The 16,782-nt window shown below is 55.3% G+C and carries 15 protein-coding genes; 11 read left to right on the plus strand and 4 right to left on the minus strand.

The window, feature by feature from the left end:
• Nucleotides 1-81: 81 nt before the first annotated feature.
• The 4 genes from K1718_RS22005 to K1718_RS22020 form a co-directional block, all read right to left on the minus strand.
• Complete coding sequence (locus tag K1718_RS22005) at nt 82-1,602, minus strand: ankyrin repeat domain-containing protein (RefSeq protein ID WP_265680840.1); 1,521 nt, start codon at nt 1,600-1,602, stop codon at nt 82-84.
• 188 nt (nt 1,603-1,790) lie between these two features.
• Nucleotides 1,791-2,654 carry an SDR family oxidoreductase gene (locus K1718_RS22010; RefSeq protein WP_152502989.1) on the minus strand — a complete coding sequence of 288 codons (864 nt, stop codon included), beginning with the start codon at nt 2,652-2,654 and terminating at the stop codon, nt 1,791-1,793.
• Between the two features lie 67 nt (nt 2,655-2,721).
• Complete coding sequence (locus K1718_RS22015) at nt 2,722-3,465, minus strand: crotonase/enoyl-CoA hydratase family protein (RefSeq protein ID WP_265680839.1); 744 nt, start codon at nt 3,463-3,465, stop codon at nt 2,722-2,724.
• 23 nt (nt 3,466-3,488) lie between these two features.
• The gene (locus K1718_RS22020) at nt 3,489-5,270 is read right to left on the minus strand and encodes an acyl-CoA dehydrogenase (protein WP_265680838.1); all 1,782 of its coding nucleotides are present in this window, start codon (nt 5,268-5,270) and stop codon (nt 3,489-3,491) included.
• A 226-nt stretch (nt 5,271-5,496) separates the two neighbouring features.
• Here K1718_RS22020 and K1718_RS22025 point away from each other — a divergent pair, with 226 nt between their 5' ends.
• The 11 genes from K1718_RS22025 (at nt 5,497) to K1718_RS22075 (ending at nt 16,782) form a co-directional block, all read left to right on the plus strand.
• On the plus strand, nt 5,497-6,498 hold the full coding sequence (locus tag K1718_RS22025; RefSeq protein ID WP_265680837.1) for an L-threonylcarbamoyladenylate synthase: 1,002 nt from the start codon (nt 5,497-5,499) through the stop codon (nt 6,496-6,498).
• 541 nt (nt 6,499-7,039) lie between these two features.
• A complete protein-coding gene (locus tag K1718_RS22030; RefSeq protein WP_265680836.1) occupies nt 7,040-7,969 on the plus strand; it encodes a histone deacetylase family protein in 930 nt (309 codons plus the stop codon).
• Between the two features lie 140 nt (nt 7,970-8,109).
• The gene (locus K1718_RS22035; protein ID WP_152502994.1) at nt 8,110-8,358 is read left to right on the plus strand and encodes an exodeoxyribonuclease VII small subunit; all 249 of its coding nucleotides are present in this window, start codon (nt 8,110-8,112) and stop codon (nt 8,356-8,358) included.
• Nucleotides 8,359-8,672: 314 nt separating this feature from the next.
• Nucleotides 8,673-9,836 carry a helix-turn-helix transcriptional regulator gene (locus K1718_RS22040; RefSeq protein ID WP_265680835.1) on the plus strand — a complete coding sequence of 388 codons (1,164 nt, stop codon included), beginning with the start codon at nt 8,673-8,675 and terminating at the stop codon, nt 9,834-9,836.
• Between the two features lie 392 nt (nt 9,837-10,228).
• Nucleotides 10,229-12,148, plus strand: a complete 1,920-nt coding sequence (gene dxs, locus K1718_RS22045) for a 1-deoxy-D-xylulose-5-phosphate synthase (protein ID WP_265680834.1) — start codon at nt 10,229-10,231, stop codon at nt 12,146-12,148.
• 166 nt (nt 12,149-12,314) lie between these two features.
• Nucleotides 12,315-13,739, plus strand: a complete 1,425-nt coding sequence (locus K1718_RS22050) for an MFS transporter (RefSeq protein ID WP_265680833.1) — start codon at nt 12,315-12,317, stop codon at nt 13,737-13,739.
• A gap of 494 nt (nt 13,740-14,233) precedes the next feature.
• Entirely contained in the window at nt 14,234-14,740 is a 507-nt protein-coding gene (locus K1718_RS22055) for a copper chaperone PCu(A)C (protein ID WP_152502998.1), read from the plus strand.
• A 24-nt stretch (nt 14,741-14,764) separates the two neighbouring features.
• On the plus strand, nt 14,765-15,391 hold the full coding sequence (locus K1718_RS22060; protein ID WP_152502999.1) for an SCO family protein: 627 nt from the start codon (nt 14,765-14,767) through the stop codon (nt 15,389-15,391).
• A 27-nt stretch (nt 15,392-15,418) separates the two neighbouring features.
• Entirely contained in the window at nt 15,419-15,553 is a 135-nt protein-coding gene (locus K1718_RS22065; RefSeq protein ID WP_256366668.1) for a hypothetical protein, read from the plus strand.
• A gap of 62 nt (nt 15,554-15,615) precedes the next feature.
• Nucleotides 15,616-16,356, plus strand: a complete 741-nt coding sequence (locus K1718_RS22070; RefSeq protein ID WP_265680832.1) for a TlyA family RNA methyltransferase — start codon at nt 15,616-15,618, stop codon at nt 16,354-16,356.
• A gap of 57 nt (nt 16,357-16,413) precedes the next feature.
• Nucleotides 16,414-16,782, plus strand: coding sequence for a VOC family protein (locus K1718_RS22075; RefSeq protein WP_152503001.1), 369 nt, complete (start codon nt 16,414-16,416; stop codon nt 16,780-16,782).

Genomic DNA, 16,782 nt, shown 5'->3' on the forward strand with positions numbered 1-16,782 from the left:
CAATTGCAACAGGTTTTGTTGGCTTCAGATACCTGTTCCATCTCTTGGCTGACCGCCAAGTGAGCACCATCTGCCCTAAGGTCAGCTTTGAGCCTCTGCGCTCCAGTCCTCAAGGAACTGCGCCATCTCCTCGTTGCCGCAATTGGTCAGAAACTTGGGGTGCAGGATACTGCCCGCTTCAAGCAGCAACCTTGCGCACATGATGTGGTCGGCTTCCGGCCTTTGTGGCGCGAATTCCGATCCATGTAGCACCGTATCAAGTGCATCACCTCCATATCCGTTTGTCCTGTCCAGATCCGGTTTGAAGGACAGGAAAAACGTGGTTTCAGGAACCAGACCGTTCCAACCGGCAATATGAAGCGGCGACATTCCCATGCCGTCGATCATGTCCGGGTCAAGCCCTGCTTTCACCAGCGCCTTCGCGTGGTCAAGCCTTCCAGGCTCACCAACGAGATTGGTCAAAAGGCATCTGTCCTCGTCATTGAGGTCCTGAACACGCAGCTTGCCAGGTTCAGGCACCCCGTCTGCGCACTTGGCCAAAACTTGCTCGTTTGCCGACAGTTCGGGTGCATGATCCCGAGATTCCAGATATCTGGCAGCTGCCCGGTTCCCGTAGATCCGCGCAAGACCATAGGGCGTATGCCCCTTCCAAATCGCCGACGGATCGGCTCCGAACTCAAGAAGCAATTCAATCACCGCAACCGACCGTCCACGCCGAACCGCCTGATGAAGGGATGGAATGGTGTCCATCGGTTCACCGCTCGGATGATCCGGCACGGACAAATTCGGGTCGGCGCCCGCCTCCAGCAAAAGACGCACCATATCCACATTCTCTGTGTCCAGGGCGCGCGGCAAAGCATTTGTTCCGTTTGGTTTGGCACCGTGTTTCAACAGCAACGACAGTGCCCGTGTCTGACCAAGCTCGGTGCTATGGTAGAGGCTCTCGTCATCATTCGGGTCAGCTCCACGGTCCAGGAGCCATCTTCCAAGCTCGAAATTATCGGCATGACACATCGCACCATACAGTGCCGACAGCTTGTGCTCCTGGCCGGGTTGCGCCGGATACCGATCATCGACATCCGCACCATGTGCGACCAGCAGTTCGGCGATGGACATCATGTCCCTCAATTTCTCCGGACTGCGATGGATTTCCTTTGAAAAAGCGAGATGCAACAAAGGTGAGCGAATGCCAACAATGCGGGCTGCGGCATCCGGGTCGACCTCTATCGTTCTGCGCACAGACGCCAGATCGTAGAGCGCAATTTGCAGTCCAAAGTTTTCGTCTTTGAGATCAGGGGTATCCTGGAGCAGTTTTTCGGTAATCCAATGCTGACCGAAATAGAGCGCCATCTTGAGCCGCTCAGCTTTTTCAGCCCTGCTCATCGCGGCGCTTTCCAGCACAAATTTCAACTTCGGCCAGCTGTCTTGACCCGCTTCGCAGGCGATTACGTGCAGAAAATCTGCGTGCCGAAGTGCTTTTTTCGGATCAACGTGCGCGGCAACACGCGCACGTGCATCGGCATCACCTTTGGCATGTGCCTTTTTAAGCTGCCGTGCAGCCTTCTTGTAGCTATCGAGGGAAGACAAAGGTCCATTGGACATGGCTTTTCTCCTGGTTCGGGCCCGGGCGATCCGCTGTTTTCGGGCGCAGGTGAAAAACCGGCATATGTCGTCAATGGTCAGGGTGCTTGCGCTTTCCGCGGATCCGGTCGCCGCCCTCGTCGGCTCCGGAAAATTGCCCGAACGGACCCAAAAAAGCAAGCCCGTTCGAACTAGTGTTCAAGCCTGGCTTACTCAGCAATCGGCCCCAGTTCGCATGGCGCTTCGCTATCATCTGGAACAAAGAAATCCGGAGCCAGCGCGAGGCTCGGGTCAACGCGGTAGCGGTCGAAGTCGGATACGCCACGACTTGCAAGGAAGGTATCGTCGATCAGGAACTCGCCCGTAAAGTCTCGCGATGGAGAGGTGAAAACCTCATAAGCAGCGTCGGCGAGAATGTCTGGTGTTCGGCTTTGCTGCATCATCTTGTCGCCGCCGATTATGTTCTTGATTGCAGCAGTCGCAATTGTTGTGCGCGGCCACAACGCATTGACGGCGATGCCTTTGGACCGGAGTTCTCCCGACAAGCCGAGCACAACAAGGCTCATGCCATATTTGGCAATCGCATAAGGCGTGAAGGGAGCAAACCACTTTTCCTTCATGTCGAGGGGTGGAGACAACATGAGAATATGCGGATTGTCGGCCTGTCTGAGGTGTTCAATCGCATGCTTGCAGCAAGCCATCGTGCCACGCGTGTTGATCTGATGCATCAGATCGAACCGCTTCATGTCCGTTTGCTGAAGAGGTGTCAGCTGTATGGCACTGGCATTGTTGACCAGTATGTCGAGCCCGCCGAAATGATCAGCCGTTTTGTCGATTGCGGCCTTGACCGCCTCATCGTCGCGCACATCAAGGACGATTGGCAGCGCTTTGCCACCGGCAGCCTCAATTTCTTCTGCAGCTGAGAATATCGTGCCTTCCAGCTTCGGGTGAGGTTCCGCAGTTTTAGCGGCGACCGCAATGTTCGCGCCATCACGGGCAGCCCTCAATGCGATGGCCTTTCCAATGCCACGAGAAGCGCCGGTGATAAAAAGTGTCTTTCCCTTCAGGGACATGAAGACCTCCTCCACAGTGTGTCAGCCAAAATTCGCCACGACATCCAATTGGTGCCAGGACGTTCGATCAGGCCTTCTTTTTCATCATGAATGCCTGAAAGGCAGCAATCGTTTCCGGTGCGGTCAATCGGGCTGCAAAAATCTGAATCTCTTCTTCCACCCGGTCGGACAGTTGATCAACATTCCCGCGCAGCAGCTTGCGGGACAAAGCCATGGCTTCCGGTGGTTTTGAGGCAATGTCCAAAGCACAGGAGAGAGCAACCGCGTCGACATCTTCAGGGACAACCTGATTGACCAGCCCGGTTTGTGCCGCCTTTTCAGCTGAAAATGCGTTGCCCAGACAGAGCAATTCAAATGCCCGCGCATGCCCCATCAATTGCGGCCCCAGGAGACTGGAACCGGCCTCGGGCACCAGGCCCAGATCGACGAAGGGGGAACGGATCAGCGCACGCGGACTTGCAAACACCATATCGCAATGCATCAGCAGTGTCGTGCCGACGCCAATGGCAATGCCGTCAACCGATGCAACAATAGGCTTCTGATTTCGAACCAAAGCTCGCAGAAATCGGACGACCGGTGTGTCTGAAATGGCGACCTTGCCCGCATATTGCAGGAAATCGCCGATATCGTTTCCGGCGGTGAACACCTCGGGCTGGCCGCAGATCAGGTGACAGCGCACATCCGTATTGCTGTTGCCCTGCTCCAAAGCTTCGGCAAGATCGTTGTACATCTGCCCTGTCAGGGCGTTCTTTTTCTCCGGCCTGTTCAGACGCATAGTCTGAACGCCGTTCTCAAGTGTTTTCAGGATCACCCCAAATTCTCCAATCGGCGCGTTCAGGAGGCCAAGGCTTCTGCGTCGAAGGCCGTGATCGCCTCGGCTGACAGCAGAATGTCGGATCTCAGACCCGCGGTTTCGCCCAACAGCGTTTCGCAGTAGCTTCGTGCCAGAAGCGTGCGTTCCGCCATTCTGGCAGCAGGCTCTTCTGAAGAGCGCAGAGCGCCTTTGCAAAGCAATGCGCCACCAAGTGCCAGCCCTGCGATGCGCAGGTAAGGCGTTGCACCGGAGAGCGCATCGGCAACCCTGCCTTCCGACAATGCGGCAAGCATGTAGTCTGTTGCCTCTTCCAGATCCTTGATGCCGGCGACAAGACGTTCCGACGCGGCTCCGAATTCAGGACGATTGGATGCAGCAACTTCGCTGGCGATCCCGTTGAGCTCGTCGATAAATCCCTTGATGTGCTCTCCACCGGCGAGAGGCAGCTTTCGCAGAACAAGATCGATGGATTGGATCCCGTTCGTCCCTTCGTAAATCGGTGCGATGCGAGCATCACGAAGATGCTGTGCTGCACCGGTCTCTTCAATGAAGCCCATACCACCATGGATCTGCACCCCGAGGGATGCGACCTCAACACCGAAATCCGTCGACAGTGCTTTTGCAATTGGCGTCAGCAGACTGGCACGATCGTTCCAGAATGCCTGTTCAACCTCGTTGTCCACGACGTTGGACATATCGATCGCATGTGCACAGGCGTAACAGACGGCGCGCGCAACCTGCGTCCGCGATTTCATGCCAAGCAACATGCGCTTGATGTCCGGATGACGCGCGATCGGGCTCATGCCTTCGCTATTGTCTCCAGGTGCCTTACCCTGCCGCCGATCGACGGCGTAACCTAGGGCGTGCTGATAGGCACGTTCTGCAACACCCAGTCCCTGTATCCCAACAGCCAGGCGTGCATTGTTCATCATGGTGAACATACAAGCCAGACCCCGGTTTTCTTCGCCGATCAGCCATGCCCTGGCACCACCTTCATCGCCATAGACCATGGTGCAGGTGGGTGAACCGTGAATGCCCATCTTGTGCTCAACACCGGCGACCTTGACGTCGTTTCGCTCACCCAGCGAACCATCATCATTGACCAGGAACTTTGGAACCAGAAACAGCGAGATACCCCTGGTACCCGCGGGAGCGTCCGGCAAACGTGCCAGCACCATATGAATGATGTTTTCGGTCAGGTCATGGTCGCCGTAGGTAATGAAGATTTTTTGCCCAAAGACGCGATAGCTGCCGTCGTCGGCACGTTCTGCCTTGGCCTTGAGTGCGTTCAGATCCGATCCTGCCTGAGGCTCCGTCAGGTTCATCGTGCCCATCCACTCGCCTGAAACCAGCTTCTCAAGATACTTGGCTTTCAACTCATCGGACGCATGCTTTTCCATCGCTTCAACAGCGCCAATAGTGAGCGTCGGACCTATGGCGAATGCCATTGAGCCGGAGTTCCACATCTCCATCGCCGCTGCCGAAAGCATCTGGGGCAGTCCCTGCCCGCCATGCTCCGGTGCTGCCGTCAAGCCGTTCCAACCACCTTCGATCCATGCATGATACGCCTCGCGCCAGCCAGGAGGTGTCGATACGTTTCCGTCCACCAAAGGTGTGCCATGCTTATCTGCAACGGAGTTGAGCGGCGCAATTTCCTCGGATGCAAACCGCCCGGCCTCATTCAGGATCGCATCAACCAGGTCGTCCCCCAACTCAGCGTGATGCGGATTGTCCTGCAGATCCTCCAGGCCGCAGACACGCTTCAAGGTGAAAGCAATTTCCTCGACTGGTGCGCGATACATTCAGGTCCTCCCACGAACGGCCGGTTTGCGACGTTCGTTGTTGTTTTTCGCTGTTTTGAGCTTGACGCGAAGCGGGCTTCTCCGCAAAAGGCGCGTGTGTACAGCAGTTGGACAGGACAATAGACCAGTTGACGTTAACGTCAACCCATGCCCCTGCGGCAGGTCACCGTCTTTTTTGTGTTAACCGTTCGCCGGCTTCTGAAATCTATGGATCATTAGGTGTTGGATGCAGCGCTGGACCCTCGATACCAATTTGCCGGACTGGCAATCCGCACCGCAGGCAGACGCGGTCGCGGAAGTGTTGCTGAACGGGGACCTTGCTGCAATTCCTACGGAAACCGTCTATGGGCTTGCAGCAGATGCAACAAATGGGGTCGCCTGCGCAAAGATCTTTGAAGCCAAGGGACGACCACAATTCAACCCGCTGATCTCTCATTTGCAATCAACTGAAACGGCACTTGAGCACGGAGAGTTCAACGACAAGGCAATCCGCCTAGCAAGAGCTTTTTGGCCAGGCCCTTTGACACTGGTTGTCCCCCGGAGACCATCCTCGACAATCTCCGATCTGGCAACTGCCGGACTTGCGTCCGTAGCACTTCGTGTCCCGGAAGGCCCGGTCATGCGCTTCCTCGCTGAAAAGACAGGGCGACCTCTCGCAGCACCAAGCGCAAACCGATCAGGCAGGATCAGTCCGACACGGGCAGAGGACGTCATCGCGGATCTTGGCCCTGCACTTGGAGCCATTGTCGACACTGGCCCCTGTCCTGTGGGGATCGAATCCACGATTGTCGGCCTCGTGGACGACCAACCGCTCCTGCTTCGTCCGGGCGGCCTTGCGCGCGAGGACATCGAGGCGATTCTCGACGAGCACCTTGAATGCACTGAAGCCAATGCGGAAGAAAATGCACCGACTGCTCCGGGAATGCTGTCGTCGCACTACGCACCAGATGCCAAGCTGATTATGAACGCGACCGAGGCCAGTCCAACAGACGCATTATTGTCATTCGGTCCGGACCCACTGCCGGGTGCTGATGGAGCCTTTTCCGAATTCAATTTGAGTCCGTCAGGCGACCTCGCCGAAGCGGCTGCAAACCTATTTCACGCTATGCGGACGCTCGATTTAAGCGGTGCGGACGTCATTCGCGCACAAATTATCCCCAACTTTGGGCTGGGTGAGGCGATCAACGACCGGTTGCGTCGCGCGGCCGCCCCGCGAGGAACCGGCTGAAGGTCTGACTTTCACATCGAAAGCTCAGCAACCTGGCGATGAAAATTTTGCCGCTTTCTTTACCACTCGTTAAAAAAGCCTTAAAAATCAGCAGCTCCCGCACGTCTGCCGAGGCGTGAAAATGTGTCTAATCAACTTAAGTTAAGTTCATGACACGGCAAGAAACGTCAGCCAGTTTTAAAGATACGCTCTCATCATGACGTAACTTCTCTTAAGCAAACCGCCTAATAAGAACGGTCAAAATTGGGCATCCAACATACTTATCAACACCGACATGCAGAGGGATTACGGTAAAAAGCTCGCATTCCCTTACTGGAATCACGTAGTTTAACAATCAGAATTGAGATGCAGCGGACCTCCCCTCGGGCATTGCGGTGCTCGCACCTTTACCAAGGCCGGCAATTTTGCCGGCCTCTTTTTTTGGCGGAACGCACCTGTAGGCCTCTGCACGTTCTGATACCTATCGTTAATTGACAGCTTCAGACGCAACAGTTCTGATGCCCGGACAACATTTAATCAAATAACGTCCGGAAACGCCCCTTTGTCCACGCTCATCCTGCACCACACATCTTACTTGGATCACCTTACGCCGGTTGGGCACCCGGAACGACCCGACCGGATACGCGCGATCGATCGCATTCTGGAGCACGAAAAGTTCCAGTCCGTTGAGCGTGATCTCGCTCCAATGGGGGCCGTTGAAGATATCGCACGTGCCCACCCGATGAGTTATGTGGATCATCTGCACCGGCTCGCTCCCAAGGAAGGCACCGCGCGTGTGGATGCTGACACGACCATGTCGCCAGGCACCTGGGAAGCAGCAATGCGCGGCGTCGGCGGCGCGTGCCGAGCGGTGGACGAAGTGCTGACCAAAAAGGTCAACAACGCCTTCTCGGCTTCGCGCCCACCGGGACATCATGCGGAGAAAGACCGTTCGATGGGCTTTTGTTTCTTCAACAATGTTGCAGTTGCTGCTCGATATGCGCAGGACAAATATGGCATCGACCGAGTAGCGATCATCGATTTTGACGTGCATCACGGAAACGGAACCCAGGATATTTTCTGGGATGACCCGAGTGTCATGTACTGCTCCACACACCAGATGCCTCTCTATCCGGGCTCTGGCGCCGCATCCGAAACCGGTGAAGCAAACACAATTGTAAATGTGCCTTTGGCTCCCGGTGAAGACGGCGCGGGATTCAAGGAAGCCTTCGAGGCAATCCTACTGCCCCGACTTGATCACTATGCGCCCGAACTGGTGATCATTTCAGCCGGCTTCGACGCACATGCACGAGATCCTCTGGGAGGGCTCAATCTGGTTGAGGCAGACTTCGCCTGGGCCACGCGAGCGCTCATGGATGTTGCGGACAAGCACTGCGACGGCCACGTGATTTCCGCACTCGAAGGAGGGTATGATCTTGAAGGATTGGCCCGCTCAACCGCAGCCCATGTCATGACTCTAATGACCGGGTGACAGGCGTTTCAGGTCTGCGGCCTCAAAAGCACGGGGATCTTTCAAGTCATAGGTCCGCAAGGTCTTGACCTTGGCGGCCAAGCCCGCAAGTTTGCACCAAGGCGCTGCTTGGCGCTGGACGCAAACCAGGAACCGCTCTGATGACCGACGCTGCAAACGACATCGCCAGCCTTTCTTTTGAAGAGGCACTCAAGCAGTTGGAGACGATCGTCAGAGAACTGGAACAGGGCAATGTACCGCTTGAGCGCAGCATAGAGATGTATGAACGCGGAGACGTTTTGCGCAAACACTGCGATACACTGCTGAAATCTGCCGAAGCCAAGGTTGAGAAAATTCAGCTCGGACAAAACGGAGAGCCGAGCGGTAGCGAGACGCTCGACCCGCAATAGAATTCACCCCTTGCCGTAAAGACGTCTTTGCGACACTGCGGGTTTCAACCTTACCCGCCCCCGCCGCCCGTCACACCTGCACTTTCGAAGACACTGCCTCTTCAAAGGACACTTGCAAAGTTGATCCCTTTGCTTGGTCAACGACAGATCTACGCGACGTTACGCGAGCTTCCAACAGAGCTCACAGTCAAAACAAGCGTTTTATATTGCAATGTTTATATCGAATTGATATCAATATTTGCGACCTCAAGAGGACTCTATGTAATAATTAGTAGATCAAACACTGTATGCCTGCACTTAGCAAAACAGATGAAGTGGAACTACTTTTACGCGTCCTTGAGTGCTCAACACAATCGGAAGCATGGCCCAGGATTCTTGAAGCAATCGACTCCAGCCTCGGCTGCAAGTGTTTTCTCTCCGAATTTGACGATGATGGTGACCCGCTTTCCGGGTTTGGCGGCGAAGCACCTGCGAGAGATTTCGGAGCTGTGCTTGAGCGCATTGAAACAGAGGGCGGGCGAACTGCGCTCCAGTTCCTGATCAGCGAAGCGTCCCTTTATTATCCTTATTGCAAAACTGCCCTGAACCGGCACACGCCTGGATCAAATGCAGTTTCCAGTCAGGATCAGCCAGGTGCAGAGGATCAATTGTCCGTGGCGGACGCTGTACCCCCCTTTCAACAAGCGCCTGGATTGATCTCTCCTGTCTGGCGAGGCGACAGAACAACCATTCTCTTTGGATGCTTCTTCGTGGAACACACGCCCGAAACAGTTGATGTTGCAGTTGCCAGTGAGACATTCCGGCGGTTGACCAAAGCAATCTCACCGGCTCTTAGCCTGCATTTTCAGCTTGAAAAGGAACGCGTCGGCAATCTGATGCAGCAGGTGCTGCTTTCGTCTCTGGACCGTTCCGTCATTCTCATCAGTGCTGATCGAAACATCCTTGCAGCAACACCTACCGGTTCAACCGCGTTTGCAGATATCGATGCTGCTGAGCCAAGGCGCGGCAAACTTGTCGTTAAAAACAAGTTGATCGAAGCCGCCCTTCAGGACTTGTCGGCAGAGTGCAAATCACCGCAACAAAACTCCAAGTCTCCCGGTAACGCGGATCAAACCCGATCCGTCTACGTAACCACGGCAGACAACGTGCCTCGCAGAGTTGCGATCGAAATGGTTCCTCCGGCACTGGCGGACAGCGGCTCCACATCGACACCCTGGTTTCTTGTCAGCGTCAGCGAACCGGCGGATTTGCCGGAAGAACTCGAGCAGGTTCTGCAGGACAGATACGATCTGTCCCAGTCAGAAGCTCATTTGGCTCGAAACCTGACAATGACCGGATCAATGAACGAGACCGTGGAGCACCTGGGCATTACGCGGAACACTGCCAAAACCCATCTAAGGCGCATCTATGAAAAGACAGGCGCGCACACACAACTGCAACTCGCAAGCCTGATCTACAGGCTCGCCGGACTGTTTTAGGAAAGGTCAGCGACCTGGCTCAAATATTATTATAAGTTATTGAAAATAATATTATATAGTGACTTCAAGACATTGAATTGAACAAAAAAATGGGGCCGCGAGATGCGACCCCAAGTTGATCACTGTGCACGTGGCCCCATCGACCACGCTAAATTCATTAGGCCAGATCCAGCAAAGATGCATCACCCAAACGGGTGATTACGTATAATTTCGTCAAAAGTTGCGCAGCATTTGCACCAGTGCGACCCTATTTTGAAAATTCGATCGACACAGCTTCTCATCCGAAGGAACCACAAGGCTAAAATGGCGCATTCCAACACCACCATTTGCGCGCTATATCCCGTTGGTGTATGCCTGCCCGCCATGCCTGAAATCTTGGAGCCGTCTTAAGAGTGACTTCCAGACCCGAAACCCCACTGCTCGACAAAGTTTCTTCGCCGGCTGAACTTCGCGAGTTGAATGAAGCGGACTTGCTTCAGCTCGCGGACGAACTGCGTTCAGAAACCATTGACGCCGTTTCGATTACCGGCGGACATCTGGGAGCAGGCCTTGGTGTAGTCGAGCTGACAGTTGCCTTGCATTACGTGTTCAACACACCGGAAGACAAGATCATCTGGGATGTTGGACATCAGTGCTATCCGCACAAGATCCTGACGGAAAGACGCGACCGCATTCGCACGCTGCGCCAGGGAAAAGGCCTTTCCGGTTTCACCAAACGGGCGGAAAGCGTCTACGATCCATTCGGGGCCGCTCACTCTTCAACGTCGATTTCAGCCGGACTCGGTATGGCGGCCGCACGCGACCTGAACGGTGGAGACAACAATGTCATCGCGGTAATCGGTGACGGTGCCATGTCTGCCGGAATGGCTTACGAGGCGATGAACAATGCCGGACACCTCGGATCCCGCCTTATCGTGATCCTGAATGACAACGACATGTCGATTGCGCCGCCAGTCGGTGCCATGTCCGCATATCTTGCAAAGCTTGTTTCAGGCCCGACATACCAGACCCTTCGGGACGCTGCCAAAAATCTCGCCAAGAACCTGCCAAAGCCGGTCTTTGAAAAGGCTGCTCGCGCTGAAGAATATGCGCGCGGCTTCTGGACCGGTGGCACCATGTTTGAAGAACTTGGTTTCTACTATGTTGGCCCGGTCGACGGCCACAATCTGGATCATCTTCTGCCGATTCTGAAAAACGTTCGAGACACGCATCACGGTCCCATTCTGATCCATGCCGTTACACAAAAGGGCAAAGGATATGGGCCGGCCGAGGGCGCCAAGGACAAGTATCACGGTGTTGCCAAGTTCGATGTGGTGACGGGCAAGCAGGCCAAGCCGAAGGCAAACGCGCCGAGTTACACAAATGTATTTGCCACGTCCCTGATCAAGGAAGCTGAAGCAGACGAAAAAGTTGTTGCGATCACGGCTGCAATGCCCGACGGCACGGGCCTGAACCTTTTCGGCGAAGCGTTTCCTGAACGCACTTACGATGTCGGCATTGCCGAACAGCACGCTGTGACCTTCGCTGCCGGAATGGCAACGGAAGGTTTCAAACCCTTCGCGACGATCTATTCCACGTTTCTGCAAAGGGCTTATGACCAAGTCATTCATGACGTCGCGATCCAGGGACTTCCGGTTCGTTTCCCGATTGATCGGGCGGGTCTGGTGGGTGCTGACGGCCCGACACATGCCGGTGCATTCGACACAGCCTTTCTGTCCTGCCTTCCGGGCTTCGTGGTCATGGCAGCTGCGGACGAAGTGGAATTGAGGCACATGGTGGCGACAGCAGTCGCCTACGACCAGGGACCTATATCCTTCCGCTATCCGCGCGGTGAAGGTGTCGGGCTTGATATGCCGGAACGCGGCAGTGTGCTTGAGATCGGCAAAGGGGTCATCCGCCGCGAGGGCACCAAGGTTGCCCTGCTTAGCTTCGGTGGACGCATGAGCGAGTGCCTGAAAGCAGCAGATGAACTGGATGCTGCAGGCCTGTCGACAACCGTGGCCGACGCGCGTTTTGCCAAGCCGCTCGATATGGACCTCATCCGCCGCCTGGCGCGGGAGCATGAGGTTCTCGTTACCGTTGAAGAAGGCTCAAACGGTGGTTTCGGCAGTCATGTTCTAACCCGTCTCGCCGAGGAGAGCCTGCTGGACAACGGGCTAAAAATTCGCACGCTTGCTTTGCCGGACACCTATCTGGATCAAGACAAGCCCGATGCCATGTATGCGGCAGCGGGCCTGAATTGCGACGGCATCATGCGTACGGTTTTCGCGGCTCTCGGGACAGAAGCTCTGACTGCACCACAGCGTGCATAAGCGTCACAGCGAAGCGGTATTGCGGCATCCGGGCAACGCGCTTGTGGGCCGGAAATGAATCTTGATTGACACGCGTCTTCAGAACTGAAAAGGCTGATTGCCAGTAGCATTTGCGTCGGTTTCACCCGGCGCTTTTTGCATTGTTTTCAGCACGCGGGAGGCAGCCATGGTTCAGACGCTTCTTTCAGTGTCCGCACTCATGTTTTCCGTTGCCCTGTTCATCTTCGGGCACGGGCTTCAAACGACATTGCTGCCACTGGCTGCCGATCGATACTATTTCTCCGATTTCGAAATCGGGGCAATGTCTTCGGCTTATTTCTTCGGTATGGTGCTTGGCTGTCTGGGAGCGCCCCTGATCATTATGCGCGCCGGGCATATCCGTGCCTTTGCCGCTCTGGTTTCGCTGATGTCAGCGGCTGCGATCATGCATCCGGTGTTTATTGACCCATACGCCTGGATCGTCATTCGGATGATTTCCGGTTTCAGCCTTGCCGGGTTTTACATGATTGCAGAAAGCTGGCTGAACGAGAGCGCCACCAACGAAAACCGCGGCACAGTGATGTCGTTTTATATTGTCGTGCTGTTCGGCGCTCTCATGGCAGGTCAGATCTCCATCGCGACCATGAACATTGCGACGTTCGTTCCCTTTGCGATTGCCTCGGTTGCCGTCAGTCTTGCGGTTATGCCCGTATCGCTGACAACTTCCACGCAGCCTGCGCCGATCACGCTGGTCCGCTTCCGGCCGATCCAGCTCTACAAGAACTCACCAGCAGCTTTTGTCGGCGTTGTCTTTATCGGGGCGACACAGGGTGCGATCCTCACGCTCTCACCTCTTTATGGATCTCAGATCGGCTTGTCGACAAACGAGGCGGCTTTGTTCGCAGCAGCGCTCTTTGGCGGCGGGCTCATTTCCCAATGGCCTGTCGGTCGTCTTTCGGACCTCTTCGACCGGCGCCGGGTTCTGATCGGCCTTGGTGTTGCAACGGCGGCCACATCCCTTGCGATCGTGTTGGTATCTCCAAGCACCTTTGTCGTAGCCGCCTTGATGGGCGTACTGATTGGCATGTCCGCACAACCGCTTTACGCAATTGCGGTTGCACACGCCTTTGACCATGCGGCGGCGGAGGACTTTGTCGAGACATCCTCCGGCATGCTGCTCTCCTTCGGCATCGGCTCAATCGCGGGCCCGTTGATCGCTTCCACAGTCATGAGCAACACCGGTCCGTCCGGTTTGTTCTACATGGTGATTGGGTCCAATCTGATTATGGTCACCTTCATCCTGACACGCGTTGTCCGCCGCAGAGCGCTTCCGGCAGCCGAGAAGACAGACTTCGAATATGCATCGACTGCTCAGGTTGGTACCGTCATTTCGTCAGAGCCACTGGACGCTGAAGCCGAGGAATATGTCATTCCGCCGGAAGAATTCCCCGCATATGAGGATGACATCTACAATTTCGAAGCCACTGAGGACGCGGACGGCGCTGAAGAAACAAAGCAGGCCGCAAGTGATCCTGATGCAACGAACGCATCGGCTGAAAACGCAACAACGTCTGCAAAGGACAAGGCAACAGAGCCACAATCACCGACCTGATGGCGGCGTGACCTGCGCTGTTTCGTCCCTCGACTTGATCAAGGATTAGGCGTATAGCCGAGGCATGAGTTCGCGTGTTTCACAACTGCAAGTGCTGCGCCAGGAACGCCACCCATTGGTCGCGTTTGCTGCTCTTGCCTTTGCCATGCGGCTCTGCATCACCGTCCTTGCGACCGCCCTCTCGCCAAATGCAGCGGCGGCGGCAGGCTTTACGAGCTTGTGTCAGCCATCAGGACAGCTTGAAAACTTAGTTGGACAACACGACGCGCTCTCCTGTCAGTGTGGTCCGATTTGTGCTCATGGCTGTGCTCTTGGCCCTTGTCTCGCCGGCAATGCCTGCCTTACCGAGCCCAATCAAGCATCTGGCACCCCAAGTTGGGTTCGGGCTTACGAGGACAGTTGGAAATCCGATGCCGGCCGGTTCAATTCAATCCGCGCACCCCCAGTTTCCCTGATCTGAAAATCAACACGAATTCAGACCTCAAGGAAATGCTATGAAATTCTGGAAATCCATCGCCGCAGCGACGGCGCTTACATTTGTTTCGCTTGCTGCGACAGCAGGCGACTACACAGCTGGCGATCTGAGCATCAGCCATGCCTGGACACGGGCAACCCCACCCAAAGCGAAAGCCGGCGGCGGCTTCGTCGAAATCGTCAATTCCGGTGCTGAAGCCGACAGATTGGTCAAAGCTTCGTCCGATGTTGCAGGCAAGGTTGAACTGCATGAAATGGCCGTCACGGACGGTGTGATGAAGATGCGTGAACTTGAAGGCGGCATCGATATCCCCGCAGGCGAGACCGTAACCTTGAAGCCAGGTGGCTTGCACATCATGTTCATGGGTCTGAACCAGTCTTTCGAAGAGGGCGCAACCGTTCCTGTTGTTCTGACCTTTGAGAAAGCTGGTGACGTTGCCGTTGAGCTGGCGATTGCCAAAATGGGTGCGAAATCCATGGAGGCCGGTCACATGGACCATGGTAAAATGGATCACAGCAAGAACTAAGCGTCTTGAAGAAGAGGACATTCCATGTCTGGCTTGAAACTCTTCCGGTATCTGGCTTGGGCGGCGGTTGCCGTCCTGGCCGTTGTATCCGGAGCGCTCGTCTATCAGCAGACTGCGGGCAACAACAACTCAGGCGGCCTGATTGAGCCGTTGGCCGCAATAGGGGGGCCCTTTGAGCTCGTCAGTGGCTCCGGTGAGACAGTTACCGATGAAACCTTCGCCGGCAAACCGCTCGTGCTGTTCTTCGGTTTCACCTATTGCCCGGATGTGTGCCCGACGACCTTGGCCGAGCTCCAGGGCTGGCTTGAGGCACTTGGTGAAGATGCCGGCAAACTGAATTATGCCTTCGTTACAGTCGATCCGGAAAGAGATACGCCTGAAGTTATGCGAGACTATGTGTGGGCTTTCGACGAGCGCATCATGCCGTTGACCGGCTCACGCGAACAGATCGATGCCATGATCAAGGCCTATCGTGTCTATGCCAAAAAAGTACCGCTTGACGACGGCGACTACACCATGGACCATTCAGCAGCTGTCTACCTGATGGATGCCGACAATAAATTTGTCGGAACGATTGCCTATGGTGAGGCAGAAGAGAACGCCCTTCAGAAGCTGCAGCGTCTGATCAAGAACGCTCCAGCAACTTCTTAAGGTTGATACCGGAGATCACGGACCCACATGCGAATGCCACTTTATTTCGGATTGGCAACAGGCGCGACGGTGCTCGTCGCGCTCGCTATCGGATTGTGGTTCTATTCCGGTGAACGGGTCTATGCAGACAGGCTGATCTCCATGATCGCCAATTGTTTCTGACGTCGCCGCCCTTCAAGAGCGGTGACTTCCCTTTCCGCCGACACATCGCTAAATAGCTGCTCATGTCAAAACAGCGCTTGGACCAACGCCTTGTGGATCTCGGTATTTTTCCCAGTCGAGCCCGCGCGCGCGACGCGGTGTTGCGCGGCACCGTGTCGATTGAGGATGTCGTCTGCAACAAACCCGCCCAAAAGATAAGTCCGGAAGCGAAAGTCTCGGTAGATGATCCAGCAGCTTCTTACGTCTCTCGTGCGGCTTTGAAGCTCATCGAAGGTCTCAATGCCTTCAGCATCGACCCAAACGGCAAGATCTGTCTCGACATTGGCGCATCAACAGGCGGCTTCACTCAGGTTCTCCTGGAGCACGGTGCGGCCAAGGTCCACGCAATTGACGTCGGGCACGATCAGATGCACGAAAGTCTGCGGCAAAATCCAAGGGTTGCAGCGACTGATGGTCTTAACGCGCGCGATCTCACAGTCGACCATCTTCAGGCCGAGCAACCATCCCTTCTTGTGTCTGATGTCAGTTTCATTTCCCTGAAACTCGCGCTTCCGCGTGCTCTCGACCTTGCTGCCCCCGGTGCTGAAGGCGTCTTCCTTGTCAAACCCCAGTTCGAGGCCGGCAAGGACAAGATCGGAAAGGGCGGATTGGTAGATCCGGGCATCGCGGCACGGTCTGCGAAAGACCTTCGTCTTTGGCTCGCGGGCCAACAGGGCTGGAGCGCGCTGGACATGGTGCCTTCCCCCATCAAGGGTGGAGACGGCAACACAGAATACCTGCTTTACGGCCAAAAGCAGTCATGACGATTTAAGCGTCCCAAGCTTGGTTCGGACGCGCCCAGAACGGATTTCAAAAGCATCATGAAGTTCATCAACCCGCTCCCATTCGTGACGGATATGGAGAGATCCAGAGCTTTCTATCGCAATGTTCTGTCTCTGAAAGTCATCGAAGATCACGGCAATTTTGTGCGCTTTTCAAATGGCTTTGCCCTTCATGAAGGACATTCTCTGCTGCAGACAGTGTTTTCTGAGACCCTTGAGGTAAATGAGCCCTACGGGAAGAACAATCTCGTACTCTATTTCGAGGACCCGGACATTTGGTCAGCTTTTGATCGCATTGCACCGCATGTGGAGCTGATCCACGGGATAGAGAGACAGACCTGGGGACAAAGGGTTTTTCGTTTCTATGACCCGGATCGCCACATTGTGGAGGTTGGAGAGCCAACCTGA

It is taken from the genome of Roseibium porphyridii, assembly GCF_026191725.2.
Taxonomy (GTDB): domain Bacteria; phylum Pseudomonadota; class Alphaproteobacteria; order Rhizobiales; family Stappiaceae; genus Roseibium; species Roseibium porphyridii.

What these genes read in the sequence shown, in the direction of transcription:
- K1718_RS22005 (WP_265680840.1), bottom strand. Translation starts at nt 1,602, where the DNA reads ATGTCCAATGGACCTTTGTCTTCCCTCGATAGCTACAAGAAGGCTGCA.
- K1718_RS22010 (WP_152502989.1), bottom strand. Translation starts at nt 2,654, where the DNA reads ATGTCCCTGAAGGGAAAGACACTTTTTATCACCGGCGCTTCTCGTGGC.
- K1718_RS22020 (WP_265680838.1), bottom strand. Translation starts at nt 5,270, where the DNA reads ATGTATCGCGCACCAGTCGAGGAAATTGCTTTCACCTTGAAGCGTGTC.
- K1718_RS22025 (WP_265680837.1), top strand. Translation starts at nt 5,497, where the DNA reads ATGCAGCGCTGGACCCTCGATACCAATTTGCCGGACTGGCAATCCGCA.
- K1718_RS22035 (WP_152502994.1), top strand. Translation starts at nt 8,110, where the DNA reads ATGACCGACGCTGCAAACGACATCGCCAGCCTTTCTTTTGAAGAGGCA.
- K1718_RS22050 (WP_265680833.1), top strand. Translation starts at nt 12,315, where the DNA reads ATGGTTCAGACGCTTCTTTCAGTGTCCGCACTCATGTTTTCCGTTGCC.
- K1718_RS22055 (WP_152502998.1), top strand. Translation starts at nt 14,234, where the DNA reads ATGAAATTCTGGAAATCCATCGCCGCAGCGACGGCGCTTACATTTGTT.
- K1718_RS22060 (WP_152502999.1), top strand. Translation starts at nt 14,765, where the DNA reads ATGTCTGGCTTGAAACTCTTCCGGTATCTGGCTTGGGCGGCGGTTGCC.
- K1718_RS22065 (WP_256366668.1), top strand. Translation starts at nt 15,419, where the DNA reads ATGCGAATGCCACTTTATTTCGGATTGGCAACAGGCGCGACGGTGCTC.
- K1718_RS22070 (WP_265680832.1), top strand. Translation starts at nt 15,616, where the DNA reads ATGTCAAAACAGCGCTTGGACCAACGCCTTGTGGATCTCGGTATTTTT.
- K1718_RS22075 (WP_152503001.1), top strand. Translation starts at nt 16,414, where the DNA reads ATGAAGTTCATCAACCCGCTCCCATTCGTGACGGATATGGAGAGATCC.